We start from the raw sequence: 24,485 nt of genomic DNA, 5'->3' as shown, positions 1-24,485 counted from the left end.
TGCGATCAGGCTAGGCCTCCACCGATGCGGCGCTCGTGAACGGGCCGCGTGTGCGGCGTGAATCAACGCGGCCGGAAGCGCAACAACGCCACTGCGAAAGCCAGGAACACGCTTCCCACCAGCCGCTCGAACCAGCGCCGTGCGAATGGCTTGGCGAGCCAACGGCGCAGGCCGTGACCACCGGCCGCATACATCACGTACCAGAACAGTTCGCAGGCCGCGAAGGTCGCCACCAGCACGCTGTACTGCACGGCCTGGCTGCGCGACGGGTCGACGAACTGTGGCAGGAACGCTGCGGCGAACAGCAGTAGTTTGGGATTGCTCAGGCCGACCCACAGGCCGCCGCGGAACACCGTTCCTGCGCCATGTACCGGCGCCAGTGTGACCTCGTCAGCATCGGCCACCGCGGGTGCGGGCCGGCAACTGTCGCGCCAGGCCTTGATGCCGAGCCAGGCCAGGTAGGCCACACCGAGATAGCGCAGCACCTCGAACAGCATGGGCGAGGAATGCAGCAGCGCACTCAGGCCCGCTGCGGAAGCCGCCAGCACCAGCAGCATCGCCAGCAGGCAGCCGGCCATGGCCGGCACGCTGCCGCGAAATCCCAGCCCGACGCTGCGGCCAAGGATGTGCAGCATGTTGGGCCCAGGCGTCCCGCACAGCACGAAGACCGTGGCCAGGAACCACCACCAGGTATGCAGGGCCATGTCGGGCGTCCACTTCAGAACATCCAACCAGCATAGAGTGCGCCGGCCTGGCGCGGCACACACAGTGCAGCATGGATGCGGTGGTTACAGAGGCAGGCTCAGGCCGCGAGCGCGTCGCGCCGTACCAGTACCTGGTCGATCAGGCCCCATTCGCATGCCTGCTCGGCGCTCATGAACCGATCGCGGTCCAGGGTCTGTTCGACCTCCTCGAAACTGCGTCCGCAATGCCGCGCATACAGCTGGGTGATGCGCTGCTTGGTGCGCTGCATCTCCTCGGCGTGGATGAAGATGTCCGAAGCCTGGCCCTGCACCCCGCCCAGCGGCTGGTGCACATGCAGGCTGGCATTGGCCAGCGCCGCGCGGTGACCCGGCTCGCCGGCCATCAGCAGGAACGAACCCATCGACCGCGCGGTGCCCATGCACAGCGTATGCACCGGGGCCGAGATGTATTGCATCGTGTCGTACATCGCCAGGCCGCTGGAGATCACCCCACCCGGCGAGTTGATGTACAGATGGATCGGCTTCTCCGGATTTTCAGATTCAAGGAACAGCAGTTGCGCGCAGACCAGCGCCGATACGGTGTCATCGACTTCGCCGTTGAGAAAGATGATGCGCTCGCGCAGGAGCCGCGAGTAGATGTCATAGGAGCGCTCACCGCGCTCGCTGCGTTCCACCACCATCGGTACCAGCTGCATTCTGTCCCGCATGTGCCTGCTCCCTGTAGCGTTCGATCCAGGCGCCGGCTCACGCCGCGCGCATCACCGTGCGATGGTCATCGTTGGACGCCGGCGGTATCAGCGCGCGCCGGTCGGTGAGCCGATGCACGATGGTCAGCACCGTTCCCCCATCCTCATCAGCGCGCAGCCGGAAACACACCAGGCTGTGCAGATGTGGGGGCTGTGCATCGCGCAAGCGGAATCCGAGCTCCCGCCCCTCCTCGAACAGGCAGGGCTTTGGATCGGCAAGATCGGCGGCAGGCAACCAGCGCTCACGCAGTGCCGGATCGAACAGTGCGCGCCAGACCCGTTCCGGTGGCGCAGGCAACCGCTGCTCCATCACCAGCGCGGGAGCCGCTTCCTTCAGAACATCGTCCATCAGTCCATCTCCTCCAGCAGGTTCTGCAGTGCGGACATCCGCGCCGGCCAGTAGGCCCGGTAACGCTGCAGCCAGCGTCCGATGTGGGCCAGCCCGCGCGGATCGACTTCATAGTGGACGAAGCGCCCCTGGCGCTGCTCACGCACCAGCCCTGCATCGCGCAGCACTGCCAGGTGCTGGGACATCGCAGACTGGCTGATCGCAATGCCCTCGCGCAGCGCGCTGGCATGCCGCCCGCCATCGGCCAGCTTTTCGAAGATGTGGCGGCGGGTGGGGTCAGCCAGCGCCTTGAACAGGGCGTTCTCGATCATGATCAACACATTAGCAACTACTAATGTGTAGTGCAACTGCCACAGCCGCTGTGCTGCAATGACGGCTTCCCTGCATGGAGCAGTGCATGAAGACCCTTGGCCTGATCGGCGGCATGAGCTGGGAAAGCTCGGCGCAGTACTACCGGCTCATCAACGAGGCGGTGCGGAATCGCCTCGGTGGCGCGCATTCGGCGCAACTGCTGCTGTGGTCGGTGGATTTCGCCGACATCAAGCAGTTGCAGCACGACGGTCAGTGGGATGTGCTGGGCAACCACATGCTCGATGCCGCGCGGCGACTGCAGGCCGGTGGCGCCGAGCTGCTGGTGATCTGCACCAACACCATGCATATGCTGGCCGGCCGGATCGAAGCCGAATGCCCGCTGCCCCTGCTGCATATCGCCGACCCGACCGCCACGGCGATCCTGCAGGCAGGCATCCGCAAGGTGGGACTGCTCGGCACCGCCTTCACCATGGAGCAGGCGTTCTACCGCGACCGGCTGCAGGACCGCTTCGGGCTGCAGGTACTGGTTCCGGAGGCTGATGATCGCCGCTGCGTGCACGACATCATCTACCAGGAGCTGATCGCCGGCGTGGCCAGCGAGCACTCGCGGCAGGTGTACGCCGGCGTGATTGCGCGGCTGGTCGCGCGCGGCGCCGAAGCGATCATCCTCGGCTGTACCGAGATCATGCTGCTGGTGCGCCCCGAGGACAGTGCGGTGCCGTTGTTCGACACGACCACCCTGCACGCGCTTGCGGCGGTGGACGCTGCGCTGGCCTGACCGCGCGCAGCGTTAGCCTAGGCCCTGGACTTCCAGTGCGGTGATCAGCCAGTCGACCACAGCCTGCGAATCACACAGGAAGAAGATGGCATCGCCCGAACGCGCTTCGGTCAGCAGCCGATAGACGGTAATCGCCACCGCCGACTGGTTGGCGATGAACACCTCCGGGCTGCGCGGCCCTTCGCTGTGGCCGGCCACGGCGTGCAACGCCTTGCGCGCAGCCACGGTGGCGGGCGGGTCTGCGCTGCGGGTCAGTTCCGGCCCGCGCAGGCCCCACGCAATGAACACATGCTTGCCCTTGAACGTGGTGTCCAGGACACGCACCTGCCCGGCCTCTGCGCCAGCCGAGCGATGAATGACGGTACTGCTGATCAACGCAACCCCCTGTGGTCGTCGTGGTCCGCGCATCCTCCTCCGCAAGCCGGCTGCACGCCAGTGACGGCAGCCACAGGCTGCGCCGGCATGCGTGGGAGACATGTAAGAAGGTGTAAGCCGATGCGATCGGATGTGCCGCGATGATAAGGGATGTAAGGCCCTGCATGGGCCGGTGCGCACTACTAAATCCCCACTGAGCCAGCGCCGGAACGATCCGTTCCGACGGCCTCGGGCTGGTCCATTCTTGCGGCCCATTCCCCCTGCCGAGGCTCTCCATGACCCATCGCCTGTTGCCGCCCATTGCCACCTCCGCCCTGGCCCTGCTGCTGGTGGCCACCACGGTGGCCGCCCAGGACTACGACAGCGATCACATTCCGCCGCTGCGTTGCGAGTCGCAGTTCAACAAGACCCAGCAGTGCCCGATCGAAGGCCGCATGCGCATGGCCAGGCAGCTGTCGGTCACCCGCTGCGTCGAGGACCAGAACTGGGGCCAGAGCCGCCGCATGCTCTGGGTCACCGAAGGCTGCCGCGCTGAGTTCGTGGCAGACGAACAGGGGCGCGGCCGGGATCGTGATCGGGATGACGACGGCGAGCGCCTGGTCTGCGAGTCCTACGAGCAGAAGGACAAGGAATGCCGCATCCGGGTGCGCCATGAAGTGCGCCTGGTCAAGCAGAAGTCGGTGACGCCGTGCGTCGAGGACCGCAACTGGGGCTGGGACCGCCGCGGGGTGTGGGTCAGCGACGGCTGCCGTGCCGAGTTCCGCGTGTATTGACTGCCGACCACACGCTGGCTTTGGCGGATACGCAGACACGGCCGACGTGATCGATGGACTGGGCGCATCCAGTCCAGGAGCCTGCGATGGCACCACCCGATCCTTCCTCGACGATGCTGCATATCCGCGAGGTGATGCCCGCCTCGGGTTTCATCGACAGCGGCATCGGGCATGGATTGGACGAAGGCGATCCGGAGCTGATCTACCGCTTCTCCGGCAGCTGATCGAGATACGTGGTCACCTTTGCGTCCAGCAGGTCCATCAACACCGGATCCATGCAGCGATAGTCGTCGGGGATGTCCAGGCAATGCAGGCGCTTGTGTTCCAGCAGGCGCGCGTATGCGGCCTGCAGGCGATGCTGGTGCTTGGCTTCCATCACGAGGATGACATCGGCCCAGCGGATATCCGCCGGGCCGATGGGGCGTCGTGCATGCGGGCTGGTGCCGGCCGACAGCGCGTTGAAGCCGGGCCGCCGTCGCCACATGGCTTCGGCGGTCGGGCTCCGCAGCTGGTTGCGGCTGCAGACGAACAGCAGGTTGATCATTCCTGTTCCTGCAGTTGCCGGGCGCTGAGAACCGGATAGGTTAAGCCCAGCTGGCGTGCACGCGCGAGCTTGGCATCGCGCGTATACAACAGCTTCCAGCTCTTCTCGGGCTTGTAGCGGTAGGCGGTCGTGGCGCGGTCGCCACCACGATTGCGGGCCTGGCTGCGACGCCAGGCACGGTTTCTTGCAGATTCCATGATGTGTTCTCGTGAGTACCGGGTTCAGCAGCCGCGGTAGTACGAGTGGCGCGCAGCATACACCGCACGCACAAAAAAGCCCACGCATCGCTGCGCGGGCTTCTTGATTCATCACAGTGGTCGGGACGGCCGGATTCGAACCGACGACCCTCTGCCCCCAGGCATCGTTCCAGATAGGCCCATCCCGTTGATCTGTAAGGGTTTCAGGCCTTCGCAGGGCATCCCAAAAGTGCAAATTGCACCCCAATCCGATCAATCACTTACGAGCCGATAGGGTGCATATGGCGGCTCTACCCGACGCCATCCGAACGGCGGCGATGCGATCCCCCCTTCAGCCAATCCCCTTCCCTGTCCCGCCAATCGAGGATCTTCTCCGGGTGCTCCCCGCCGCGCCCCGTATCTAGCGCCCCACGGCCAGCATCCCCTTCCTCGGCGAGCGTACATGCAGCGGATCGCGACGAGCCTAGGCAGGTGTCACGAACTGCTGCCCGTCGGCGTCCTTGCTTCGGGTGGGGCGATTCCGGCCCCACAGATACCCGAAAAGGACCCATTAAAATGAATCGAGCGAACTGGTTCGTAGTCTCTCCCGAGGGCGCCAAAGCCGTGGGGCAACTGCATCACTTTGTGACCGCGAACACATCTCTGCCGCCGAAACTGGTGCATCTGGTGTTTTTGCGTGTGTCGCAGCTAAACGGCTGCGCCCACTGCATCGACATTCATACCCGTGATCTGCTTAAGGAAGGCATGCCGTTCGACACAATCGCTCTCCTACCTGTTTGGCACGAGGCCGCCTATCTATTCTCCGAACAAGAGCGCGCCGCACTGGCATGGGCAGAGGAAGTGACGCTCGTGAGCGAAACCCATGCATCTGATGAGGCGTACGAAAAAGTAGCCGCAGTATTCGGCGAGAAAGACCTGGTCGACCTCACGCTCACCATTGCGGCCATGAACGCGATCAACCGGATGGGCGTGAGCTTCAGATTGAAGCCCCGCGCCAAGCCCGCTGCGGAGAAGTAGCGTACGGCACGCCGGAGATCGTCCTGGCTTTGTCCGGGCCGAGGCGCTCGTAGGAACCATCGGTGGCCTACTCACCGCAAGGAACGGGCGGAGCAAGCCCCGCCCACATAGTGCCTTAACCCTGGACTTCCGCCCGGAAGGCAATCTCAATCAGCTGCTCGGGGAAGGCCAACGCCGAGACCCCGATCAGGTTGCTGGCCACCTGCGGCACCGGCTGGCCATACACGGCCGGCCGGACTTTGCTACTGGCCGCGAAAGCGGCCGGAACGTCGATGACGAACAGCGTTTCCTCGACCACGTCCGCGATCGACCCACCCAGCTCTGCCAGCAGCACCTGCGCGTTCTCGTAGGTGCGCCTCATCTGGGCTTCCATGGTATCGAAGTTGGCGGGCTTGCCGTCGGCCCCCAGCTCCGCCGGCGCAACCAGCTCGCCCTGCGGCGTGTGCGAGAGCTGGCCGGACACGAAGATCGTGTTGTTGACGCGGACGGCCTGTACGTACCCGTAGGCCGATTCCCACGGCACTCCGAAGCTGGCGGTCTTTCGATTGGTAGCGTTCATCATTGCTCTCTCTGGTGAAAGGGCAAGTGTGGCAAGCATTTTGAGTCGACCGCCTCCCCTGAACGGGGGATCAGATTCGAGCGCGGGACAGCTGCTCTCTACCTGCCTTGACCCACGCCTTCATCGGATCCCTCGCCCTGGGCTTGGTCTCCTTCGGCGGTCGGCGCGGTTCCAGCGCTTCCTTGATCCGCGCCAGTTCCAACCGCCCGGCCTCGGCCAGGCGCCGGGCCTGTTGCTGCTGCTCGCGCGTCGGCGGCAGGCCTGGCAGCGGCGGCTCGGGCTGGATCGGAGTGCTGTCGGTCAGCCGGGCGACCGCCTGGCGCAGGGGAAGATCGGGATACAGCCTGGCCGCGCACCAGCGCTCGGCGTACCGCTTCGCCTGCCGGACGTTGGCCGCGCGCACTTCCTTCACCTGCCACATCTTCTGGCCTTCCATCCATAGCCGGACCCCGGGACCGCCGTCGGGCGTGACGCTGGCCGTCTCCCGGCCGTTGTACCAAAGCGCCCAGCGCTCGCCGGTCTGGACCCAGCCAGAGGGGATTGGGGCGGTGCGGAAGCCGTGGGAAGAACGCATGGCCGGAAGGATACGGCTGGTGACGGTGAAGTTTGCCGACGTGCGCGACGGCCACCTGTGGGTAGTGCCGTCGAAAACCGAGGGCTCGACGAACGTTCGACTACAGATCGCCGTGGCCGGGCCGCTGCTCGACCTGCTGGCCAGGTGCCGCGATGACGTGGTTTCGCCGTTCGTGATCCACCGCCTGCCGGAAAAGGCCAGGCCCAGCGACAAGCGCGCGAAGGACCGAGCGCACCACACGCAGGTGCTGCCCGAGCAGCTGTCGCGTGCGTTCGCAAAGGCACGCGATGCTGCCGGCGTGGGTGGCGAAGCACCGCCAACATTCCATGAGATCCGCAGCCTGGGCGGTGCGCTGCTGCGCGATGCGGGCTGGACCACGGAACAGATTCAAGCGCTGATGGGACACGGCAACGCGTCGATGACTGAGCATTACCTGGGTGGCCATGAAGCGCCGTGGCAGCCGGTCACCACGGGTATCGCGCTACCTCGATAGGGTGGCGATAGGGTGGTAATAGGGTGCACAACGAAAAAAGGCCTGCACCGCATGGCGCAAGCCCTTGTTCTATCGCTGCTTTTGGTCGGGACGGCCGGATTCGAACCGACGACCCTCTGCCCCCCAGGCAGATGCGCTACCAGGCTGCGCTACGCCCCGACTGATGCTGCGATGTGCCCGCCAGTGCGGCGGGCCGTGAAGTATAGCGGATTACGATGGAAATTGGATCAGCGGCGCAGCAACTGCAGCACTTCTTCCAGCTCCATGCGCACCTGCTTGATGATCTGGTTGCTCAGCGCCGATTCCTCGCGGGCATCGGGACCATCCAGGCGCAGGCGTGCACCACCGATGGTGTAGCCCTGTTCGTACAGCAGGCTGCGGATCTGCCGCACCATCAGCACGTCATGGCGCTGGTAGTAGCGGCGGTTGCCTCGGCGCTTGGCCGGCTCAAGGCTGGGAAACTCGGTTTCCCAGTAGCGCAGGACGTGCGGCTTGACGTCGCACAGCTCGCTGACCTCACCGATGGTGAAGTAGCGCTTGGCCGGGATCGGCGGTAGTTCGCGATTACTGCCCGGATCCAGCATAAGCTTCCACCCTCTCCTTGAGCTTCTGGCCCGGACGGAAGGTGACCACCGTACGGGCGGAAATCGGAATTTCCTCGCCGGTCTTCGGGTTGCGACCCGGGCGCTGGTTCTTGCGCCGCAGATCGAAATTACCGAAGCCCGACAGCTTCACCTGACGTCCCTGTTCCAATGCTTCACGCAGCACATCGAAAAACGCGTCGACGAATTCCTTGGCTTCCCGCTTGTTCAGACCGACTTCGTCGAACAGCTTTTCCGCCATCTCCGCCTTGGTCAATGCCATTGCCTGCTACCCCCGAGTGCCGCCCGCTCAGCCGCGGATCCGGGCGTGGTGTTCACGCTCGATGGCAGTGACCGCCTCGGCCACCACCGCATCCACGTCGCGGTCCGTCAGAGTGCGCGACTTGTCCTGCAAAATCAAGCCCATAGCGAGACTCTTGAATCCCGGCTCGACGCCCTGGCCGACGTAACGGTCGAACAGGTTCAGGTCGCGCAGCAGCGGGCCGGCGGCCTGGCGCACGGTCGCCGCCAGATCGGCCCAGGCCACCTGTTCAGGCACCAGGAACGCCAGGTCGCGACGCACCGCCGGGAAGCGCGACAGCTCGCCGGCACGTGGCAGGCGACGGGCGGTCAGCGGTTCCAGATCCAGCTCGAAGGCGTAGACATCGGCCTCGATATCCATCGCCTTGGCCAGACGCGGGTGGATCTGGCCGATCCAGCCGATCACCACGCCATCGCGGTACACCTCGGCCGACCGCGCCGGGTGGCCGTAGGCACGGGCCGACGGGCGGAACTCCAGTACCGCACCACTGGCAGCCGCCAGCGATTCCAGGTCGCCCTTCAGGTCATGGAAGTCGACCTTGCGAGTCGGCAGGCCCCACTGCACCGCCTGCGCGTCACCGCAGACAGCTGCCGCCACGCGCGGCGTTTCCAGCGGTGCCGGCTGGCCATCTCCGGCCTGCTGGGCGAACACGCGGCCGAGCTCGAACAGGCGCACGCGGCCGAGCTGGCGGGCGGCGTTGCGGCCCAGTGTGGCGACCAGGCCCGGCAGCAGCGACGGACGCATTACCGCCAGTTCGGCCGACAGTGGATTGGCCAGTGGCACCAGGCCGTCGCGCAGCTGCCACTGGGCCAGCAGCGCATCGTCGACGAAGGCGAAATTGACGGTTTCCTGCTGGTCACGGGCGATCAGCTGGCGGCGCACGCTCAGCGCGTCCAGCTGGGTCTCGCTCGGCATCGCCACGCGGGCGGCACCGCCCGGCAGCGTGGTCGGGATCTGCTCGTAACCGTGGATGCGGGCCAGCTCTTCGATCAGGTCTTCTTCAATGGCGATGTCGAAGCGGCGGCTCGGCGCGACCACCTGCCAGCCGTCGGCAGCAGCAACCACGTCCATGCCCAGCGCGCGCAGGATGCGCTCGACTTCCGCATCGTCGATGGTGATGCCGAGCACGCGGGTGATGCGGGCGCGGCGCAGCACGATGGTTGCCGGCTGCGGCAGATCGGCTTCACGCACGGCCTCGGTAACCGGCGCCGGGGTGCCGCCCGCCAGGTCCAGCACCAGGCGAGTGGCGTACTCGATCGCGATGCGCGGCAGCGCCGGATCGACGCCGCGCTCGAAGCGGTGGCCGGCATCGGTGTGCAGGCCCAGCTTGCGGCCACGGCCCATGATCGCAGCCGGCGCGAAGTGCGCGGCTTCCAGGAACACGGCGGTGGTTGCGTCGGTGACACGGGTGTCGAAGCCGCCCATCAGGCCAGCCAGGCCGATCGCACGATCGGCGTCGGTGACCACCAGGAAGCTGTCGTCCAGCGCGGCATCGCGGCCGTCCAGCAGCTTCAGCGTCTCGCCCGCGCGCGAACGGCGCACGGCAATGCTGCCCTGCAGGGTGCCGAGGTCGTAGGCATGCATCGGCTGGCCCAGCTCCAGCATCACATACTGGGTGATGTCGACCAGCAGCGAGACCGGACGCACGCCACTGCGGCGCAGGCGCTCGGCCATCCACAACGGAGTCTTGGCGGCGGCGTTGACGCCCTCGATGACACGGCCCAGGTAACGCGGCGCTTCGGCGCCGGCGTCGAGCTGGATGCTCAGCTCACGGCTGCCGACTGCCGGAATGGCCTCGGCAGCGAAGTCCAGCACTTCGCTGCGGGTGGCGGCGGCGACGTCATAGGCGATGCCGCGCAGGCTGAAGCAGTCGGCGCGGTTCGGGGTCAGCTTGATCTCGATGCTGGCGTCCGGCAGGCCCAGGTAGTCGACCAGGGCGTGGCCGACCGGCGCGTCATCGGGCAGCTCCAGCAGGCCGGAGGCATCGTTGTCCAGGCCCAGCTCCTTGGCCGAGCACAGCATGCCGTTGGACTCGACGCCGCGCAGCTTGGCCGGCTTGATCTTCAGCTCGCCGATCTGCGCACCCACCATGGCCAGCGGCGCGACCAGGCCCGGGCGCGCGTTCGGTGCGCCGCAGACGATCTGCAGCAGTTCGCCCTGCCCGGCATCGACCCTGCACACCTGCAGGCGATCAGCTTCGGGATGGCGCACGGCCTCGACGATGCGCGCCACGACCACGTGATCGAGGCCTTCGCCCAGCGCGGTCACTTCTTCCACTTCCAGGCCGATGGCGGTCAGCACTGCACTCAGTTCATCGCGCGAGGCGCCGGTCGGGACATGGCTGCGCAGCCAGTTTTCGGAGAATTTCATGGTGTCACCCTGGTGGGCCCGGCGCATGCGCCTGGGCCTGCGAATTTAGGAGCAGCCGAGCATGGCTCAGCTCTACATGGTTGCGGCTTACGCGAACTGTTTCAGGAATCGCACGTCGTTCTCGAAGAACGCGCGCAGATCGTTGACGCCGTAACGAAGCATCGCGAAACGCTCCACGCCCATGCCGAACGCGAAGCCGGTGTAGCGCTCCGGATCGATGCCGACGTTGCGCAGCACGTTCGGATGGACCATGCCGCAGCCCAGCACTTCCAGCCAGCGGGTGCTGCCGTCGGGCTGCTGCCAGGCAATGTCCACTTCCGCGCCCGGCTCCACGAACGGGAAATAGCTGGGGCGGAAGCGCATCTCGAAGTCGCGCTCGAAGAACGCGCGCACGAACTCGGCCAGCGTGCCCTTCAGGTCGGCGAAGGTCGAATGCTCGTCCACCAGCAGGCCTTCCACCTGGTGGAACATCGGCGAATGGGTCTGGTCGCTGTCGCTGCGGTACACCTTGCCGGCGGCGATCATGCGCAGTGGCGGCGCGTGGTCGCCCATGTAGCGCACCTGCACGCCGGAGGTGTGCGTGCGCAGCAGGCGGCCGTCGCCGAAGTAGAAGGTGTCGTGCATGGCGCGCGCCGGATGGTGCGGCGGGAAGTTCAGCGCCTCGAAATTGTGCCAGTCGTCCTCGATCTCCGGCCCTTCCGACAGCTCGTAGCCCAGCCGGCCGAAGATGCCGGTGATGCGCTCCAGGGTGCGGGTGATCGGGTGCAGGCCGGCACGGTCGCCGTTGCGGCCCGGCAGGGTGATGTCGATGGCTTCGGCGGCCAGGCGCGCATCCAGCGCCGCGTCCTCCAGCAGCGCCTTGCGCTCGCCCAGCGCGCGGGTCAGCGCGTCGCGGGCCTGGTTGATCGCTTCACCAGCGGCCTTGCGCTCGTCCGCCGGCAGGGCGCCGAGCTGCTTGAGCTGCGAGGTGATGCTGCCACTCTTGCCAAGCAGGGCCACGCGCAGCTGTTCCAGCACGTCGGGACTCTGTGCGGCGGCCACATCGGCCAGCGCCTGGGTGGTGAGGGATTGGATGTCGCTCATGGGGGGCCGGAACTCCAGTCGATCTGCCATCGCGATGCGCGAAGGGCCGACCCCTGTCGCCACCGCCGTCCCCGCGCTGCCGCCATGGCCTCGCCGGAACCCAAAAAAGAATGGGGAAGGACTTGCGCCCTTCCCCATGCATTGCCTTGACCTGACACCGTTCCGAGTGAACGGTTACGGCATCGGGAAGGACTTATGCCGCCAGCGCGCCCTTGGCCTTTTCGGCCAGCGCAGCAAAACCGGCTGCGTCGTGCACGGCGATGTCAGCCAGGACCTTGCGATCCAGGGTGATGCCAGCCTTCAGCAGGCCGTTCATGAAGCGGCTGTAGCTCAGGCCGTTGATGCGGGCAGCCGCATTGATACGGGTGATCCACAGCGAACGGAAGTTGCGCTTCTTCTGCTTACGGCCGATGTAGGCGTACTGCTGTGCCTTGATGACCGCCTGCTTGGCGACGCGGAAGACCTTGCGACGGGCGTTGTAATAGCCCTTGGCGAGATCCAGAATCTTCTTGTGGCGGCGACGCGCCTGTACGCCACGCTTAACTCGTGCCATTTTTCAGTTCCTCAGAGGTAAGGGAGCATGCGGTCCAGACGGCCTGCGTCTTCTGCACGGACATGGCCCGTCTGACGCAGATTACGCTTACGCTTGGTCGCTTTCTTCGTGAGGATGTGGCTACGGTTGGCGTGGCCGCACTTGTACTTGCCCGAGGCGGTCTTGCGGAAACGCTTGGCCGCTGCCCGGTTGGTCTTGATCTTGGGCATTGCAATGTCCTTGATGGGATATGACCCTGGTTTCTGACTGATCTGGCGGCGGCCTGGGCCGCTCTTTCCGTCCTGCCATGATCGGCGTACGACCCGTCCTGGGTGGGTCGAGCCGGGCATGATACAGGCAAAACCGCCCTGCCACCAGCCCCTGCAGCCCTTTCGCCGGCACTTCACCGGCATCCTGCAAAAGCAAAGGGACGCCAGCGGCGTCCCTTTATCCTGAACCATTCAGCCAGGCGCCCCGGAAGGCGGCCCGTCCGGCCTCAGGTCTTCTTCTTCGGCGCGATCATCATGACCATCTGGCGCCCTTCCAGGCGCGGACGGGATTCAATGACGATGTCCTCGCCCAGATCGGCCTCGATCCGGTTGGCCATTTCACGACCCAGTTCCTGGTGGCTCATTTCACGGCCACGGAAGCGGATGTTGACCTTGATCTTGTCGCCTTCTTCAAGGAACCCGCGCATCTTGCGCAGCTTGATCTGGTAGTCGCCCTCGTCCGTGACCGGACGGAACTTCACTTCCTTGATCTCGACCTGCTTGGTCTTCTTCTTGGCCTCGCTGGCCTTCTTCTGCGCTTCGAACTTGAACTTGCCGAAGTCCATGATCTTGCAGACCGGCGGATCGGCCTGCGGCTGGATCTCGACCAGGTCCAGGCCTTCATCTTCGGCCATGGACAGCGCTTCGTCGCGCGACAACACGCCGATCATTTCTCCGTCACTGCCGATCACGCGGACGCGCGGCACACGGATTTCCTGATTCTTGCGGTTCTGTTTGTTGTCAGGGGTGCTGATATTACGTTCTCCCAAGGGTATCGAACCGGTCCGGGTGCCTGTGCGCCCGGACCGGACCTTTGCTTACGCGCCCTCGGCCTGGAGCCGCTCGATGAAGGCCTGCAGGCTCATGCTGCCCAGGTCTTCGCCAGAACGCGTACGCACCGCCACAGCCCCATTCTCCTTCTCGCGGTCACCGATGACCAGCAGGTAGGGCACGCGCTGCAACGTATGCTCGCGGATTTTATAGCCGATCTTCTCGTTACGCAAATCCGAGCTGACGCGGAAGCCTTGCTCCGCAAGGGTTTTGGTCACGCCCGAGACGTAGTCGGCCTGGGCGTCGGTGATGTTGGCCACCACCACCTGGGTCGGTGCCAGCCAGGCCGGGAACTGGCCGGCATGGTGCTCGATCAGGATGCCCAGGAAGCGCTCCATCGAGCCGACGATGGCGCGGTGCAGCATGACCGGGTGCTTCTTCTGGCTGTTCTCGTCCACGTACTCGGCGCCCAGGCGGCCCGGCATCATGAAGTCGACCTGCATGGTGCCCAGCTGCCAGGTACGGCCGATCGCGTCCTTCAGGTGGTACTCGATCTTCGGGCCGTAGAAGGCACCCTCGCCCGGCAGCTCCTGCCATTCCACGCCACAGGCGGTCAGCGCCGAGCGCAGCGCGCCTTCGGCCTTGTCCCAGGTGGCGTCGTCACCCAGGCGCGACTCCGGACGCAGCGCGATCTTGATCTGGATCTCGTCGAAGCCGAAGTGCTGGTAGACCGCCAGCGCCTGCTGGTGGAAGGCCGTCACTTCCGACTCGATCTGGTTTTCCGTGCAGAACACGTGGCCGTCGTCCTGGGTGAAACCACGCACGCGCAGGATGCCGTGCAGCGCGCCGGACGGCTCGTTGCGGTGGCAGGAACCGAACTCACCGTAGCGGATCGGCAGGTCGCGGTAGCTGTGCAGGCCCTGGTTGAACACCTGGATGTGGCCCGGGCAGTTCATCGGCTTGACCGCGTACGTGCGCTTCTCCGATTCGGTGAAGAACATGTTGTCCTGGTAGTTGTCCCAGTGGCCGGACTTCTTCCACAGGCTCACGTCCAGGATCTGCGGGCAGCGCACTTCGCCGTAGCCGCTGCTGCGGTAGACCTTGCGCATGTACTGCTCGACCACCTGCCACAGTGCCCAGCCCTTCGGGTGCCAGAACACCAGGCCCGGGGCTTCTTCCTGCAGGTGGAACAGGTCCTGCTGCTTGCCGATGCGGCGGTGGTCGCGCATCTCGGCTTCCTCGATGCGCTTGATGTACGCCTCCAGCTGCTTCTTGTCAGCCCAGGCGGTGCCGTAGATGCGCTGCAGCTGCTCGTTCTGCGCGTCGCCGCGCCAGTAGGCGCCGGAGATGCGGGTCAGCTTGAAGGCCTTCAGGAAGCGCGTGTTCGGCACGTGCGGGCCCCGGCACATGTCCACGTATTCCTGGTGGTAGTACATGCCCATCGCCTGGATGTCGTCGGACATGTCTTCGATCAGGCGCAGCTTGTAGTCCTCGCCACGGGCCTTGAAGATCTCGATCACCTCGGCGCGCGGCGTCATCTTCTTGATGACGTCGTAGTCCTGGGCGATCAGTTCACCCATGCGCTTCTCGATCGCGGCCATGTCGTCCGGCGTGAACGGGCGCTCGGAATAGATGTCGTAGTAGAAGCCCTCGGCAATCACCGGGCCGATCACCATCTTCACGTCCGGGTACAGCTGCTTGACGGCGTGGCCGACCAGGTGGGCGCAGGAGTGGCGGATGATCTCCACGCCCTCCTCGTCCTTGGCGGTGATGATGCGCAGGCTGGCATCGTGGTCGATGACGTCGCTGGCATCGACCAGCACGCCATCGACGGAACCGGCGATGGTGGCCTTGGCCAGGCCGGCACCGATCGACTGGGCGACGTCCATGACGCTGACGGGATTTTCGAACTCGCGGCGGCTGCCGTCGGGAAGGGTAATGTTGATCATCGCAGTGGCTTCGTGCGGGGCCCGCGGGGCGGGCTGGAAAGCGTTCCCGGGCCGCGGCCCGGGCAATAAAAAAGCGCCGCGAGGGCGCCTGGAACACAGGGCCTTCGGGGGCAGGTCAACAGTGGGCGGTGGTAGTGCTCATGTCGCACGCTCGGCCGGCGCTGGGCGCGGGCCACCTTGTTCCAGTCAGGAGTCTGCGACGATCTTAAACCAGCGCACCGGAAAGCCCAAGGGCTGCCGTGCGGTCCGCTGAATGGCCGGCGCTGGCGGCGTGAAAACGCAATGATTACCATGTCCGCGCAGCCCGCCCCGTGCCAGCCTGCCCGCTTCCCCCAGGACCTCGTGATGCGCCACCCGCTCCGACCGGCTCCCGCCGGCCCCGCCCGTGCCCCGCGTTCGCCGGCCCACTGCCGCGGCGCCCGCCCGCAATGATCACCGTCGGCCTTTCCACCCTGGGCTTCTGCAGCCTGGGCATGCTGGCAGCGATGTTTTCGGCACTGGCCTTCTATGCCGCCTCGCCGCACTGCCGTTGGCCCCGCCTGCGCCGTGCCGGTCGTCTCGGCCGCCAGATCGGCCTGGTCGCCGCCGCTGCTGCCCTGTGGTTGTGGATGGCCGAACTCGGCTTCGCTGCCGGCCTGGTGGCGATGCTGTGCACCTGGATGCTCGCTGCGATGCTGTTGCCGGCGCTGGCCGCCTGGCATCGCCCGGGCACGGAGTCACCCTGATGTGGCCGCGCGCCTTCGCCGGCATCATCGCTGGCTTCCTGCTTGCGGCCGCCGCTACCGGCCTGCTGGCCTGGCTGCCGCCCGGCCCGTGGCAGCGCGCACTGGTGCCGACCCTGATCGCCTTCATCCCGTTATGGATGCTGGCCGCCCTGTGGGCGTTCAGCTTCCGCAGCGCACTGCGCGCCTGGCTGGTTCTGGGTGGCAGCGCCGCGGCCGGCTTCGCCGTGCTCGGGCTGCTGCGCCTGACCGGCGCGGTGCAATGAGAGCTCCCCCATGAAGTTCAGTTCGCAGACGCTGCGCACGTTCACCACCCTGCACACCTGGGTCGGCCTGGTCGCCGGCTTCGGCCTTTTCGTGGCCTTCTATGCGGGTGCGCTGACCCTGTTCCATCACGACTTGCCGCTGTGGCAGACCCCGGGCGCAGCCACCGCCTTGCCGGCGGGCCTGGACGATGCGCAGTACCTGCTGGAAGACGTACTGGCGACACACCCGGAGGCCCGCCGCCACGTTGGCATGACCTTCCCCGGCACCGAACACCCGCAGCCCCTGGCGTACTGGCAGGCCGATGACGGCAGCTGGCGCTACGCCTGGCCGGGCCAGATCGCCGGCAGCCCCTCGCCGCCGCAGACCGGACTGGCAGAACTGGTCAACGAACTGCACTACAGCCTCGGCCTGCCGGTGGCCGGCATCTATGTGATGGGCATCGTCAGCCTGCTGTATGGCATGGCGCTGCTGAGCGGCCTGGTGATCCACCTGCCGAGGCTGTTCGGCGACCTGTTCGCGCTGCGCCCGGGCCGCAACCTGAAGCAGCTGTGGCAGGACGCGCACAACGTGATCGGCGTGCTCAGCCTGCCTTTCCACCTGATGTTCGCAGTCACGGGCGCCCTGCTGTGCCTGGTGTTCGTGCAGATGGCCCTGCTCAATCCGCTGATCTACGACGGCAAGGCGCTGCAAGCGGTACCGACCGCGATGGACACTGCGCCGGTGCGCGACGCCAGCGGGATTCCGGCGCCACCGGGCAGCCTGCGCGTGCTGCATGCGCGCGCACTTGAAGTGGCCCGCGCGCAGGGCGTGGCCAACTTTGAACCGGCCTACCTGAAGCTGGCCAATGGCGGCGATGCCAACGCCACGATCGAGATCACCGGCGAGGCCAGTGGCACCCTCGGCCCGCTTGGTGCCGTGGCATTGGACGTCGCCACCGGCAACCTGCTCGCGTCGCAGCTGCCGGGCCAGCGCGACGCCAACCACGCCACGCTCAGCGCCGCCTACGCGCTGCACTTCGGTGAGTTCGGCAACGGCGTGGTGGTCTGGCTGTACTTCCTGCTCGGCCTCGGCGGTGCGTTCCTGTTCTACTCCGGCAACCTGCTGTGGATCGAGTCGCGGCGCAAGCGTCGCCAGCCACAACAGCCACGTGCCGGTGTGAACATGGCGCGGGCCACGGTCGGGGTGTGCATCGGCCTGTGCGTGGCGATCTCGGTCGCGTTCGTCACCGCACTGGTGCTGGAGCGGCTGGCACCGTCGGCGGTCGACCACGGCATCCGCTGGACCTGCTTCGGCAGCTGGGCAGCCTGTGCGCTGTGGGCTGCACTGCGCCGCCCCGCGCAGGCCGCGCGCGAACTGCTGTGGGCCGCAGCGATCAGCACTGCACTGGTGCCGGTCCTGCACGGTGCACTCAATGGTGACTGGCTGTGGCGCGCCGCCGCGCGTGGCCAGTGGCCGCTGTTCTGGATCGATGCCATCGCGCTGGCCATGGCCTTCGGCTTCGCCCGCCTGGCCGTCGCCAGCCAGCGCCGCGCCCGCAACGGCGATCCGAACAGCGTCTGGGCGAACTGAAGCGTCGCCGGGCATGAGCCCGGCGCCAGCACGCGACTCAATCGCCGATGCGCGCCTTCTGCCACGGGCCGAGCATGGCGTTGAGCAGGCTGGCCTGATCGTCGTCACCGGTCAGCTCCCACATGAACACTCCGGCCAGGCCCTGCTCGCGGGCGAACTGCGCACGCAGGCCGATCGAACGCGGGTCCTCATAGCTGATGAGGATCTTCTGCCCGGCGTTGTACAGCCACGGGCTCTGCGCCTGCGGCTGCCAGTGCCTGGTCCAACCCGGCTGGTCGAGATAGCGCGCCTTGATCACCCGCCAGTCGCCGGCATCGGCCGGTGCACTGTAGGGCTGATACAGGCCGTCCGGTGCATCGCCGGTGACCTTGAAGCCGCGCCCGTAGAACGGCACGCCCAGCACCAGCTTGTCGGCCGGCACGCCATGTTCACGGTAGTACTGCACGGCGCCGGCCACGTTGTTCCAGCGGCGCAGCTCCGGCGCCAGCGGATCGGCCGGCACTTCATGCAAGGGCGCATTGAAGGTCGACACCGACGAAAAGCCGGTGCCCATGTCGTAGCTCATCAGGTTGATGAAATCGAACACCCTGGCCAGCGCCGGCAGGTCGTAGCTCGCCGCTGGATCATAGGGACCGTCGGTCTGCAGGCGGCCGGCGGCCAACGCGGCGGTCAGCAGCATCGGCTGGCCCACCTTGCGACCGCGTGCATCGAGTGCCTGGCGGAAGGACTGCGCAAGCCGGGTCAGGTTGGCGCGATCCTGCGGGCGATGCGCCAGCTCCTTCGGTCCGCCACTGACCGGGAATTCCCAGTCGATGTCCACGCCATCGAAGCTGCCGGCGTGGCGCTCGAAGAACAGCGCCATGCATGAGTCGACCAGGCGCTTGCGGCTGGTTTCGGTCAGTGCCGCATCGGAGAAGCCGCCTGCGCCCCAGCCGCCAATGGAAATCAGCGTGCGCAGCTGCGGGTGCGCCTTCTTGAGTTCGGCCAGTGCGGCGAAATTCTTCGGCGCTTCCGCACCGACCGTGCAGCGGCCGTCCTCGATGGTGGAGAACGCGTAGAACAGGTGGGTCAGGCGCTCGGCCGGAATGCTCGACACCGGATAGCGCTCGGCCGATCCGCCAGGGTAGTAGGCGCCGAAGATCGGCGGCTGTGCGGGCGCTGCGTGCGCGGCAATGGGCAAGGCACCGGCAATCAGCACGGCAAGGACGGCCACGGTCTGGCGGAACATGGGATCTCCCGGTTCAAAGGCGCCGCCACGTTAGCAAACGGAAGGACCCATGGGACGGATGTCGCGGCATGTCGCCCCGTGACAGGCACACCGCATCCCGTGACGACAGCGGGGCAGACACGCGATTGCCGTCATGCACTGCAGCAGGACACGCACCGACGCCGCCGCCCCATGCATCGGCTAAGGTAGCCGCAGACCTTCAATCGCGCATGGACATGAGCATCGACTACGACAGTATCGACGACGGCGACCTGCTTGGCGACGAAACCCTCGACGACCGCGAGGCACTGGAGGCGCGCGCCTACGCCGCCTTCCGCGAAGGCGACCTGCAGCAGGCGGTGGCGCTGTTCGGCGAGCTGATCGCACTCGCTGCCGAAGTCCCGTACCTGCATTACATGCGCGGATTGGCACACAAGTACCTGCGCGACTGGGCCTCCTCACTGCAGGACAACCTGCAATCAGAACAGCTGCGCGGCGAGTTCGATGAAGCCACCGCGTGGAATGCCGGTATCGCCGCCACCGGCGTCGGTGACTGGGCCGAAGCACGCCGCCAATGGTCCCGCTGTGGCATCACCCTGCCCGAGGGCGAAGGCCCGATCGAGGGCAACTTCGGCGTAGCCTGCGTGCGCTTGGCACCGTGGTCCGACGCCGAAGTGGTGTTTATGAGCCGCATTGATCCGGTGCGTGCACGCATCGACAACGTACCGCTGCCTGAAAGCGGCTTCCGCTTCGGCGACATCGTGCTGCACGACGGGGCCTCGACCGGCCAACGTGCCTATGACGAGCGCCAGGTGCCGGTGTTCAATGCCATGCAGCGCCTGCAGCCTTCGGACATGGCGACCTTCACCGTGTTCGTGCAGTGCGACTCGGCCGATGACATCGCTGCCCTGGAGGCCATCACGCTGCCCGGCATCGGCATGGTCGAGGACTGGACGGCCACCGTGCGCCGGCTGTGCCGCCGCTGCAGCTACGGCACGCCTCACCATCATGGCGATGAGGCACCACGTGAAGACCAATGGAGACGCGAACGTGACCTCGGCGTGGCCGCACAGGGCCGGGCCGCGGTGGAAAAGCTCATGGCGATGTGGGTTGCTGCAGCCCCCGGCCGCGTGCTGGAGGCCATCGAACAGCGCGAGCACCCGCTGAGTGACCCCGAGCCGGGCCAGGTGTGGTGGCTGGGAGAGGAGGAAGAAGGCGCGCAGGTGTAGGGACCAACGATCCTCGCCCACAGGATTCCAGGCAAAGAGAAAGCGGGCCGAAGCCCGCTTTCTCATTTGCGAAAGCGTGAGGACCAACGGTCCTCACCCACCGCACGATCAGCAGTACCGATTATTCGGCGCTGGCGCCTTCGCCTTCTTCGACGGCCTTCATCGACAGGCGGATACGGCCCTGCTTGTCGACTTCCAGCACCTTGACCTTGACCACATCGCCTTCCTTCAGCTTGTCGCCGACCTTCTCGACGCGCTCGCTGGAGATCTGCGACACGTGGACCAGGCCGTCCTTGCCCGGCAGGATGGTGACGAACGCACCGAAGTCCATGATCTTGGCGACCTTGCCTTCGTAGATGCGGCCCGGCTCGACGTCCGAGGTGATCTGCTCGATGCGGGCCTTGGCAGCCTGGGCAGCGATGGCGTTGACCGACGCGATGACGATGGTGCCGTCGTCCTGGATGTCGATCTGGGTGCCGGTTTCCTTGGTGATGGCCTGGATGGTCGAGCCACCCTTGCCAATCACTTCGCGGATCTTGTCCGGGTGGATCTTGATGGTCAGCAGGCGCGGCGCGTAGTCCGACAGCTCCTCACGCGGAGCGGTCAGGCCGTGGGCCATTTCACCCAGGATGTGCAGACGGCCAGCCTTGGCCTGCTGCAGGGCCTGCTTCATGATCTCTTCGGTGATGCCTTCGATCTTGATGTCCATCTGCAGGGCGGAGATGCCCTCAGCGGTACCGGCCACCTTGAAGTCCATGTCGCCCAGGTGATCTTCGTCACCCAGGATGTCGGACAGGACCACGAAACGGTCGCCTTCCTTGACCAGGCCCATGGCAATACCGGCCACCGGTGCCTTCACCGGCACGCCGGCGTCCATCAGGGCCAGCGACGAGCCGCAGACCGACGCCATCGACGAAGAACCGTTCGACTCGGTGATTTCCGAGACGACGCGGATGGTGTACGGGAAGGCTTCCAGCGACGGCATGACAGCCAGCACGCCGCGCTTGGCCAGACGACCGTGGCCGATTTCGCGGCGCTTCGGGCCCATCATGCGGCCGCACTCGCCCACCGAGAACGGAGGGAAGTTGTAGTGGAACAGGAAGTTTTCCTTGTACTCACCGGCAACTGCATCGATGACCTGGCCATCACGGGCAGTGCCCAGGGTGATGGTCACGATGGCCTGGGTTTCGCCGCGGGTGAACAGCGAGGAACCGTGGGTACGCGGCAGCACGCCAGTCTTCACGGCGATCGGGCGGACGGTGTCCAGCGCACGGCCGTCGATACGGACCTTGGTGTCCAGCACCGAGTCACGCATGGTGCGGTATTCCAGCTCGCCGAATTCCTTCGACAGCTCGGCCGGGTTCCAGCCTTCGGCGGCCACGCGGCCCGCCAGGGCTTCGAACACGTCCTTCTTGATCGCCGAGATGGCGTCACGGCGCTGCAGCTTGTCGCGCACCTGGAAGGCTTCGCCCAGGCGCGGGCCGATGGCTTCCTTCAGCGCGGAGATCAGCGCGTCGTTCTTGGCCGGGGCTTCCCAGGTCGACGGCTTGGTGCCGGCTTCGACGGTCAGCTCGTTGATCGCGTTGATGACCTTCTGCATTTCGCGGTGACCGAAAGTCACGGCGCCCAGCATCACGTCTTCGGACAGTAGCGCGGCTTCGGATTCGACCATCAGCACGGCGTTGGAGGTACCGGCAACGACCAGTTCCAGCTGCGAGTCAGCCAGTTCGCTGACGGTCGGGTTCAGGATGTACTCGCCGTTCTTGTAGCCGACCTTGGCAGCGCCGATCGGGCCCATGAACGGGGTGCCGGCCAGGGCCAGGGCAGCCGAGGCGCCGATCAGGGCCGGGATGTCGCCGTCCACGTCCGGGTTCAGCGACATGACCGTGGCGATGATCTGCACTTCGTTCTTGTAGTCTTCCGGGAACAGCGGACGGATCGGACGGTCGATCAGACGCGAGATCAGCGTTTCCTTCTCGGTCGCACGGCCTTCACGCTTGAAGAAACCACCCGGGATGCGGCCGCCGGCGTAGAACTTTTCCTGATAATCGACGGTCAGCGGGAAGAAGTCCTGGCCTTCGCGCGCGCTCTTGGCGGCGACGGCGGTGACCAGCAGTACGGTGTCGTCCATCTTGACGATGACCGCGCCGCTGGCCTGGCGGGCGACTTCGCCGGTCTCAAGCGTGACGGTGTGCTTGCCGTACTGGAAGGTTTTGGTGATTTTTGCCACGGAGGGTGTCCTTGGGGATGCTGTCTGCGAATTTGGACCGTCGGCGACCCTTGCCGCCAGCGGGTGGCCGGATCGTTCCGGCCTGAATCGGGGATTGCGGTGCTACAAAACAAAACCGCGGCGCATCGCTGCGCCGCGGGGGATTCGTTGCTTAGCGACGCAGGCCAAGCTTTTCGATCAGGGCCTTGTAACGCTCGACGTCCTTCTTCTTCAGGTAGTCGAGCAGGCTGCGACGGCGGTTGACCATCTGCAGCAGGCCGCGGCGGCTGTGGTGATCCTTCTTGTGGGTCTTGAAGTGGCCGGTCAGCAGTTCGATGCGGGCGGTCAGCAGGGCAACCTGGACTTCCGGGGAGCCGGTGTCAGCGGCGCTGCGCTTGTTGTCTTCAATGACCTTCTGGGTGTCGATCGACATTTCTTTTTTCTCTGTGATGCGTGGCCGGCAGGAACGCGCTTCGCGCACCGCCAGGCTCGCCGTGGACTACGAGGATGAAACCTGCGCGAGGCAGGTTGCCGGAAAACGGCCGCGAAATTGTAACGGCCAGGGGCTTCCGGGACAAGGACCGGGGCTGAACCAGCCTGCCCCGGTCAGAGGTTGAAACGGCGCTGCGGGGCCAGCAGGCCACTGTCGTCGACCTGGCCCAGGCCCTGGACAGCATCGTCCGGACCGAACACGGCCACCAGGCCATGCGGCCAGGACGCGTCACGCTGGCGCTGGCCGACGCAGAAGCGGTGGGTCTGCCCGGCATCGAGGTCGACCCGCGGGTATCCAGCCAGGCCGGCTGCCAGCGGCAGCAGCAGCGCGTCCATGCCCGCCTCCTCGCCGGCCTCGGCCATCGCCCGTAACTGGTCCAGGGTGACCATCGCCGGCGCGCGGAACGGTTCGACCCACAGCCGGCGCAGCGCGCTGATGTGGGCGCCACAGCCCAGGCGTTCGCCGAGATCGCGGGCCAAGCTGCGGATATAGGTGCCGGAGCCACAGGTCACGCGCAGGTGCAGGCGCCCGGGCAGCTGTTCGAGCACCTCGATCGCGTGCACCTGGACCTCGCGCTCCGGAGCCTCGATGGCCTCGCCGCGGCGGGCCTTCACATACAGCGGTTCCCCGCCCTGCTTCAGCGCCGAATAGATCGGAGCCCGCTGACGGATGTTCCCCGTCAGTGGCGCCAGCGCAGCCTGAAGGGCCTCGGCGCTGATCGCCGGCACCGGGCGCTGCACCAGCACCTGGCCCTCGGCATCATCGGTATCCGTGGTCTGGCCGAGGACGATCTCGGCATCGTACGCCTTGGCCGAACCCAGCAGCAGGCCGGCGATCTTGGTGGCCTCGCCGAAGCATAGTGGCAGCAGGCCGGTGGCCAACGGGTCGAGGCTGCCGGTGTGGCCACCCTTCTCGGCACGGAACAGGCGGCGCGCCACTTGCAGGGCGGCGTTGGAGCTCATGCCGGTCGACTTGTCGAGCAGCAGGATGCCATCCAGGCGGCGGAACTGAATTCGGGTCATGGCAGAAATGTGTAGGGCCGAGCCGTGCTCGGCTGCCGCAGCGCGGTCTGCGTCAGACGTCGCACAGCCGGAATGCAACGACGCCGGGCATGCCCGGCGTCGCGCGGTTATTCGTCGTCGCTCCCGCGACGCTTCTCCGCGGCCAGCGTATCGGGCAGGTCGCGCAGGATGTTGTCGATGTGCTCACCACGGTCGACCGAGTCGTCGTAGTGGAAATGCAGCTCCGGCACGTGGCGCAGCTTCATCGCGCGGGCCAGGTCCATGCGCAGGCGGTAGCCCAGCTCCTTCAGGCCGGCCACGGCTTCAGCCGAGCGTTCCGGCATCAGGGCGGTGACGAACACCTTGGCATGGGCCATGTCGCGGGTGATTTCCACGTCGGACACGCTCACCGAGGGCAACCCGTGCTCGCGCACGGCGTTGTGCACCAGGGTGCCGAGTTCACGGCGCAGCTGGGCGGAGACACGGTCGG

The 24,485-nt window shown here is 66.2% G+C and carries 31 protein-coding genes and 1 tRNA gene; 9 read left to right on the top strand and 23 right to left on the bottom strand.

The window, feature by feature from the left end:
• Nucleotides 1–62: 62 nt before the first annotated feature.
• The 4 genes from N5E02_RS10565 to N5E02_RS10550 all read right to left on the bottom strand — a co-directional run bounded on the left by N5E02_RS10565 (nucleotide 63) and on the right by N5E02_RS10550 (nucleotide 2,110).
• Nucleotides 63–704 (bottom strand): LysE family translocator, encoded by a 642-nt coding sequence (locus N5E02_RS10565; RefSeq protein ID WP_005417837.1) that lies wholly within the window; start codon nucleotides 702–704, stop codon nucleotides 63–65.
• 98 nt (nucleotides 705–802) lie between these two features.
• Nucleotides 803–1,411, bottom strand: coding sequence for an ATP-dependent Clp protease proteolytic subunit (locus N5E02_RS10560; protein WP_005417839.1), 609 nt, complete (start codon nucleotides 1,409–1,411; stop codon nucleotides 803–805).
• Nucleotides 1,412–1,448: 37 nt separating this feature from the next.
• Complete coding sequence (locus N5E02_RS10555) at nucleotides 1,449–1,799, bottom strand: polyketide cyclase (protein ID WP_065179579.1); 351 nt, start codon at nucleotides 1,797–1,799, stop codon at nucleotides 1,449–1,451.
• Nucleotides 1,799–2,110, bottom strand: a complete 312-nt coding sequence (locus tag N5E02_RS10550; RefSeq protein ID WP_005417843.1) for a metalloregulator ArsR/SmtB family transcription factor — start codon at nucleotides 2,108–2,110, stop codon at nucleotides 1,799–1,801. Before N5E02_RS10550 ends, N5E02_RS10555 begins: the two co-directional genes overlap by 1 nt.
• A gap of 86 nt (nucleotides 2,111–2,196) precedes the next feature.
• On the opposite strand from N5E02_RS10550, the gene N5E02_RS10545 reads away from it, so the two are divergent.
• On the top strand, nucleotides 2,197–2,889 hold the full coding sequence (locus tag N5E02_RS10545) for an aspartate/glutamate racemase family protein (RefSeq protein ID WP_053499236.1): 693 nt from the start codon (nucleotides 2,197–2,199) through the stop codon (nucleotides 2,887–2,889).
• Between the two features lie 12 nt (nucleotides 2,890–2,901).
• Here N5E02_RS10545 and N5E02_RS10540 read toward each other — a convergent pair whose 3' ends face one another.
• Complete coding sequence (locus N5E02_RS10540) at nucleotides 2,902–3,297, bottom strand: hypothetical protein (protein ID WP_032954354.1); 396 nt, start codon at nucleotides 3,295–3,297, stop codon at nucleotides 2,902–2,904.
• 242 nt (nucleotides 3,298–3,539) lie between these two features.
• Between N5E02_RS10540 and N5E02_RS10535 the strand changes: the two genes are divergently transcribed.
• Both N5E02_RS10535 and N5E02_RS10530 read left to right on the top strand, forming a co-directional pair.
• Nucleotides 3,540–4,037 (top strand): DUF3011 domain-containing protein, encoded by a 498-nt coding sequence (locus N5E02_RS10535; RefSeq protein WP_065179581.1) that lies wholly within the window; start codon nucleotides 3,540–3,542, stop codon nucleotides 4,035–4,037.
• An 86-nt stretch (nucleotides 4,038–4,123) separates the two neighbouring features.
• Nucleotides 4,124–4,261: a hypothetical protein gene (locus N5E02_RS10530; RefSeq protein ID WP_155760631.1), complete on the top strand. Its 138-nt coding sequence runs from the start codon at nucleotides 4,124–4,126 to the stop codon at nucleotides 4,259–4,261.
• Here N5E02_RS10530 and N5E02_RS10525 read toward each other — a convergent pair.
• Nucleotides 4,240–4,581 carry a phosphotyrosine protein phosphatase gene (locus N5E02_RS10525; RefSeq protein ID WP_065179582.1) on the bottom strand — a complete coding sequence of 114 codons (342 nt, stop codon included), beginning with the start codon at nucleotides 4,579–4,581 and terminating at the stop codon, nucleotides 4,240–4,242. The two genes, N5E02_RS10530 and N5E02_RS10525, sit on opposite strands and share 22 nt — an antisense overlap.
• Complete coding sequence (locus N5E02_RS10520; RefSeq protein ID WP_279946237.1) at nucleotides 4,578–4,778, bottom strand: hypothetical protein; 201 nt, start codon at nucleotides 4,776–4,778, stop codon at nucleotides 4,578–4,580. Before N5E02_RS10520 ends, N5E02_RS10525 begins: the two co-directional genes overlap by 4 nt.
• Before the next feature lie 555 nt (nucleotides 4,779–5,333).
• On the opposite strand from N5E02_RS10520, the gene N5E02_RS10515 reads away from it, so the two are divergent.
• Entirely contained in the window at nucleotides 5,334–5,795 is a 462-nt protein-coding gene (locus tag N5E02_RS10515) for a carboxymuconolactone decarboxylase family protein (RefSeq protein ID WP_069139815.1), read from the top strand.
• A gap of 115 nt (nucleotides 5,796–5,910) precedes the next feature.
• On the opposite strand, the gene N5E02_RS10510 is transcribed toward N5E02_RS10515, so the two are convergent.
• Together N5E02_RS10510 and N5E02_RS10505 are read right to left on the bottom strand one after the other, a co-directional pair.
• Nucleotides 5,911–6,354, bottom strand: coding sequence for a Rid family hydrolase (locus N5E02_RS10510; RefSeq protein WP_005417857.1), 444 nt, complete (start codon nucleotides 6,352–6,354; stop codon nucleotides 5,911–5,913).
• A gap of 70 nt (nucleotides 6,355–6,424) precedes the next feature.
• On the bottom strand, nucleotides 6,425–6,928 hold the full coding sequence (locus N5E02_RS10505) for a hypothetical protein (RefSeq protein ID WP_170944905.1): 504 nt from the start codon (nucleotides 6,926–6,928) through the stop codon (nucleotides 6,425–6,427).
• 19 nt (nucleotides 6,929–6,947) lie between these two features.
• On the opposite strand from N5E02_RS10505, the gene N5E02_RS10500 reads away from it, so the two are divergent.
• Entirely contained in the window at nucleotides 6,948–7,421 is a 474-nt protein-coding gene (locus N5E02_RS10500) for a tyrosine-type recombinase/integrase (RefSeq protein ID WP_005417861.1), read from the top strand.
• A gap of 82 nt (nucleotides 7,422–7,503) precedes the next feature.
• Here the strand turns inward: N5E02_RS10500 and N5E02_RS10495 are convergent.
• The 9 genes from N5E02_RS10495 to thrS form a co-directional block, all read right to left on the bottom strand.
• Nucleotides 7,504–7,580 (bottom strand) — tRNA-Pro (locus N5E02_RS10495).
• A 68-nt stretch (nucleotides 7,581–7,648) separates the two neighbouring features.
• Nucleotides 7,649–8,005 (bottom strand): MerR family transcriptional regulator, encoded by a 357-nt coding sequence (locus tag N5E02_RS10490; RefSeq protein ID WP_005410431.1) that lies wholly within the window; start codon nucleotides 8,003–8,005, stop codon nucleotides 7,649–7,651.
• Nucleotides 7,986–8,285 (bottom strand): integration host factor subunit alpha, encoded by a 300-nt coding sequence (locus N5E02_RS10485; protein WP_005410432.1) that lies wholly within the window; start codon nucleotides 8,283–8,285, stop codon nucleotides 7,986–7,988. Before N5E02_RS10485 ends, N5E02_RS10490 begins: the two co-directional genes overlap by 20 nt.
• A 27-nt stretch (nucleotides 8,286–8,312) precedes the next feature.
• Nucleotides 8,313–10,694, bottom strand: a complete 2,382-nt coding sequence (gene pheT / locus N5E02_RS10480) for a phenylalanine--tRNA ligase subunit beta (protein WP_065186676.1) — start codon at nucleotides 10,692–10,694, stop codon at nucleotides 8,313–8,315.
• An 87-nt stretch (nucleotides 10,695–10,781) separates the two neighbouring features.
• A complete protein-coding gene (locus N5E02_RS10475) occupies nucleotides 10,782–11,777 on the bottom strand; it encodes a phenylalanine--tRNA ligase subunit alpha (protein WP_005417865.1) in 996 nt (331 codons plus the stop codon).
• A 193-nt stretch (nucleotides 11,778–11,970) separates the two neighbouring features.
• Nucleotides 11,971–12,330, bottom strand: coding sequence for a 50S ribosomal protein L20 (gene rplT / locus N5E02_RS10470; protein WP_005410435.1), 360 nt, complete (start codon nucleotides 12,328–12,330; stop codon nucleotides 11,971–11,973).
• A gap of 11 nt (nucleotides 12,331–12,341) precedes the next feature.
• Entirely contained in the window at nucleotides 12,342–12,539 is a 198-nt protein-coding gene (gene rpmI / locus N5E02_RS10465) for a 50S ribosomal protein L35 (protein ID WP_005410436.1), read from the bottom strand.
• Between the two features lie 266 nt (nucleotides 12,540–12,805).
• Nucleotides 12,806–13,333, bottom strand: coding sequence for a translation initiation factor IF-3 (gene infC, locus N5E02_RS10460; protein WP_072169143.1), 528 nt, complete (start codon nucleotides 13,331–13,333; stop codon nucleotides 12,806–12,808).
• 63 nt (nucleotides 13,334–13,396) lie between these two features.
• On the bottom strand, nucleotides 13,397–15,298 hold the full coding sequence (gene thrS, locus N5E02_RS10455) for a threonine--tRNA ligase (protein WP_279946236.1): 1,902 nt from the start codon (nucleotides 15,296–15,298) through the stop codon (nucleotides 13,397–13,399).
• A 428-nt stretch (nucleotides 15,299–15,726) separates the two neighbouring features.
• Between thrS and N5E02_RS10450 the strand changes: the two genes are divergently transcribed.
• Genes N5E02_RS10450 through N5E02_RS10440 form a run of 3 tightly spaced genes read left to right on the top strand, consistent with a single transcriptional unit; the run spans nucleotide 15,727 to nucleotide 17,856 of the window.
• Nucleotides 15,727–16,023, top strand: a complete 297-nt coding sequence (locus N5E02_RS10450; protein ID WP_005410439.1) for a hypothetical protein — start codon at nucleotides 15,727–15,729, stop codon at nucleotides 16,021–16,023.
• Nucleotides 16,023–16,286 (top strand): hypothetical protein, encoded by a 264-nt coding sequence (locus tag N5E02_RS10445; RefSeq protein ID WP_049413666.1) that lies wholly within the window; start codon nucleotides 16,023–16,025, stop codon nucleotides 16,284–16,286. The genes N5E02_RS10450 and N5E02_RS10445 overlap by 1 nt, the downstream gene beginning before the upstream one ends.
• 10 nt (nucleotides 16,287–16,296) lie before the next feature.
• On the top strand, nucleotides 16,297–17,856 hold the full coding sequence (locus N5E02_RS10440) for a PepSY-associated TM helix domain-containing protein (RefSeq protein ID WP_164263014.1): 1,560 nt from the start codon (nucleotides 16,297–16,299) through the stop codon (nucleotides 17,854–17,856).
• A 37-nt stretch (nucleotides 17,857–17,893) separates the two neighbouring features.
• Here N5E02_RS10440 and N5E02_RS10435 read toward each other — a convergent pair whose 3' ends face one another.
• The gene (locus tag N5E02_RS10435) at nucleotides 17,894–19,084 is read right to left on the bottom strand and encodes a glycoside hydrolase family 18 protein (protein WP_171955639.1); all 1,191 of its coding nucleotides are present in this window, start codon (nucleotides 19,082–19,084) and stop codon (nucleotides 17,894–17,896) included.
• Nucleotides 19,085–19,299: 215 nt separating this feature from the next.
• Here N5E02_RS10435 and N5E02_RS10430 point away from each other — a divergent pair, with 215 nt between their 5' ends.
• The gene (locus N5E02_RS10430; RefSeq protein ID WP_231109138.1) at nucleotides 19,300–20,292 is read left to right on the top strand and encodes a hypothetical protein; all 993 of its coding nucleotides are present in this window, start codon (nucleotides 19,300–19,302) and stop codon (nucleotides 20,290–20,292) included.
• 121 nt (nucleotides 20,293–20,413) lie between these two features.
• Here the strand turns inward: N5E02_RS10430 and pnp are convergent, their stop codons facing one another.
• The 4 genes from pnp to rbfA form a co-directional block, all read right to left on the bottom strand.
• Nucleotides 20,414–22,522, bottom strand: coding sequence for a polyribonucleotide nucleotidyltransferase (gene pnp, locus N5E02_RS10425; protein WP_053499253.1), 2,109 nt, complete (start codon nucleotides 22,520–22,522; stop codon nucleotides 20,414–20,416).
• Between the two features lie 151 nt (nucleotides 22,523–22,673).
• Nucleotides 22,674–22,934 (bottom strand): 30S ribosomal protein S15, encoded by a 261-nt coding sequence (gene rpsO, locus N5E02_RS10420; protein WP_005417886.1) that lies wholly within the window; start codon nucleotides 22,932–22,934, stop codon nucleotides 22,674–22,676.
• 173 nt (nucleotides 22,935–23,107) lie between these two features.
• Entirely contained in the window at nucleotides 23,108–24,016 is a 909-nt protein-coding gene (gene truB / locus N5E02_RS10415; protein WP_279946235.1) for a tRNA pseudouridine(55) synthase TruB, read from the bottom strand.
• A gap of 107 nt (nucleotides 24,017–24,123) precedes the next feature.
• Nucleotides 24,124–24,485: 30S ribosome-binding factor RbfA (rbfA, locus tag N5E02_RS10410; protein WP_279946234.1), on the bottom strand; the 362-nt coding region annotated here is incomplete at its 5' end.

The organism is Stenotrophomonas sp. GD03777 (genome assembly GCF_029842485.1).
Lineage (GTDB): Bacteria > Pseudomonadota > Gammaproteobacteria > Xanthomonadales > Xanthomonadaceae > Stenotrophomonas > Stenotrophomonas sepilia.
This window is presented reverse-complemented; position numbering and strand designations above follow the sequence as displayed.

Excerpts from the sequence above, each read along its gene's own strand:
- N5E02_RS10565 (WP_005417837.1), bottom strand. The coding sequence starts at position 704 with ATGGCCCTGCATACCTGGTGGTGGTTCCTGGCCACGGTCTTCGTGCTG.
- N5E02_RS10560 (WP_005417839.1), bottom strand. The coding sequence starts at position 1,411 with ATGCGGGACAGAATGCAGCTGGTACCGATGGTGGTGGAACGCAGCGAG.
- N5E02_RS10555 (WP_065179579.1), bottom strand. The coding sequence starts at position 1,799 with ATGGACGATGTTCTGAAGGAAGCGGCTCCCGCGCTGGTGATGGAGCAG.
- N5E02_RS10550 (WP_005417843.1), bottom strand. The coding sequence starts at position 2,110 with ATGATCGAGAACGCCCTGTTCAAGGCGCTGGCTGACCCCACCCGCCGC.
- N5E02_RS10545 (WP_053499236.1), top strand. The coding sequence starts at position 2,197 with ATGAAGACCCTTGGCCTGATCGGCGGCATGAGCTGGGAAAGCTCGGCG.
- N5E02_RS10540 (WP_032954354.1), bottom strand. The coding sequence starts at position 3,297 with ATGCGCGGACCACGACGACCACAGGGGGTTGCGTTGATCAGCAGTACC.
- N5E02_RS10535 (WP_065179581.1), top strand. The coding sequence starts at position 3,540 with ATGACCCATCGCCTGTTGCCGCCCATTGCCACCTCCGCCCTGGCCCTG.
- N5E02_RS10530 (WP_155760631.1), top strand. The coding sequence starts at position 4,124 with ATGGCACCACCCGATCCTTCCTCGACGATGCTGCATATCCGCGAGGTG.
- N5E02_RS10525 (WP_065179582.1), bottom strand. The coding sequence starts at position 4,581 with ATGATCAACCTGCTGTTCGTCTGCAGCCGCAACCAGCTGCGGAGCCCG.
- N5E02_RS10520 (WP_279946237.1), bottom strand. The coding sequence starts at position 4,778 with ATGGAATCTGCAAGAAACCGTGCCTGGCGTCGCAGCCAGGCCCGCAAT.
- N5E02_RS10515 (WP_069139815.1), top strand. The coding sequence starts at position 5,334 with ATGAATCGAGCGAACTGGTTCGTAGTCTCTCCCGAGGGCGCCAAAGCC.
- N5E02_RS10510 (WP_005417857.1), bottom strand. The coding sequence starts at position 6,354 with ATGAACGCTACCAATCGAAAGACCGCCAGCTTCGGAGTGCCGTGGGAA.
- N5E02_RS10505 (WP_170944905.1), bottom strand. The coding sequence starts at position 6,928 with ATGCGTTCTTCCCACGGCTTCCGCACCGCCCCAATCCCCTCTGGCTGG.
- N5E02_RS10490 (WP_005410431.1), bottom strand. The coding sequence starts at position 8,005 with ATGCTGGATCCGGGCAGTAATCGCGAACTACCGCCGATCCCGGCCAAG.
- N5E02_RS10485 (WP_005410432.1), bottom strand. The coding sequence starts at position 8,285 with ATGGCATTGACCAAGGCGGAGATGGCGGAAAAGCTGTTCGACGAAGTC.
- pheT (WP_065186676.1), bottom strand. The coding sequence starts at position 10,694 with ATGAAATTCTCCGAAAACTGGCTGCGCAGCCATGTCCCGACCGGCGCC.
- N5E02_RS10475 (WP_005417865.1), bottom strand. The coding sequence starts at position 11,777 with ATGAGCGACATCCAATCCCTCACCACCCAGGCGCTGGCCGATGTGGCC.
- rplT (WP_005410435.1), bottom strand. The coding sequence starts at position 12,330 with ATGGCACGAGTTAAGCGTGGCGTACAGGCGCGTCGCCGCCACAAGAAG.
- rpmI (WP_005410436.1), bottom strand. The coding sequence starts at position 12,539 with ATGCCCAAGATCAAGACCAACCGGGCAGCGGCCAAGCGTTTCCGCAAG.
- thrS (WP_279946236.1), bottom strand. The coding sequence starts at position 15,298 with ATGATCAACATTACCCTTCCCGACGGCAGCCGCCGCGAGTTCGAAAAT.
- N5E02_RS10450 (WP_005410439.1), top strand. The coding sequence starts at position 15,727 with ATGATCACCGTCGGCCTTTCCACCCTGGGCTTCTGCAGCCTGGGCATG.
- N5E02_RS10445 (WP_049413666.1), top strand. The coding sequence starts at position 16,023 with ATGTGGCCGCGCGCCTTCGCCGGCATCATCGCTGGCTTCCTGCTTGCG.
- N5E02_RS10440 (WP_164263014.1), top strand. The coding sequence starts at position 16,297 with ATGAAGTTCAGTTCGCAGACGCTGCGCACGTTCACCACCCTGCACACC.
- N5E02_RS10435 (WP_171955639.1), bottom strand. The coding sequence starts at position 19,084 with ATGTTCCGCCAGACCGTGGCCGTCCTTGCCGTGCTGATTGCCGGTGCC.
- N5E02_RS10430 (WP_231109138.1), top strand. The coding sequence starts at position 19,300 with ATGAGCATCGACTACGACAGTATCGACGACGGCGACCTGCTTGGCGAC.
- rpsO (WP_005417886.1), bottom strand. The coding sequence starts at position 22,934 with ATGTCGATCGACACCCAGAAGGTCATTGAAGACAACAAGCGCAGCGCC.
- truB (WP_279946235.1), bottom strand. The coding sequence starts at position 24,016 with ATGACCCGAATTCAGTTCCGCCGCCTGGATGGCATCCTGCTGCTCGAC.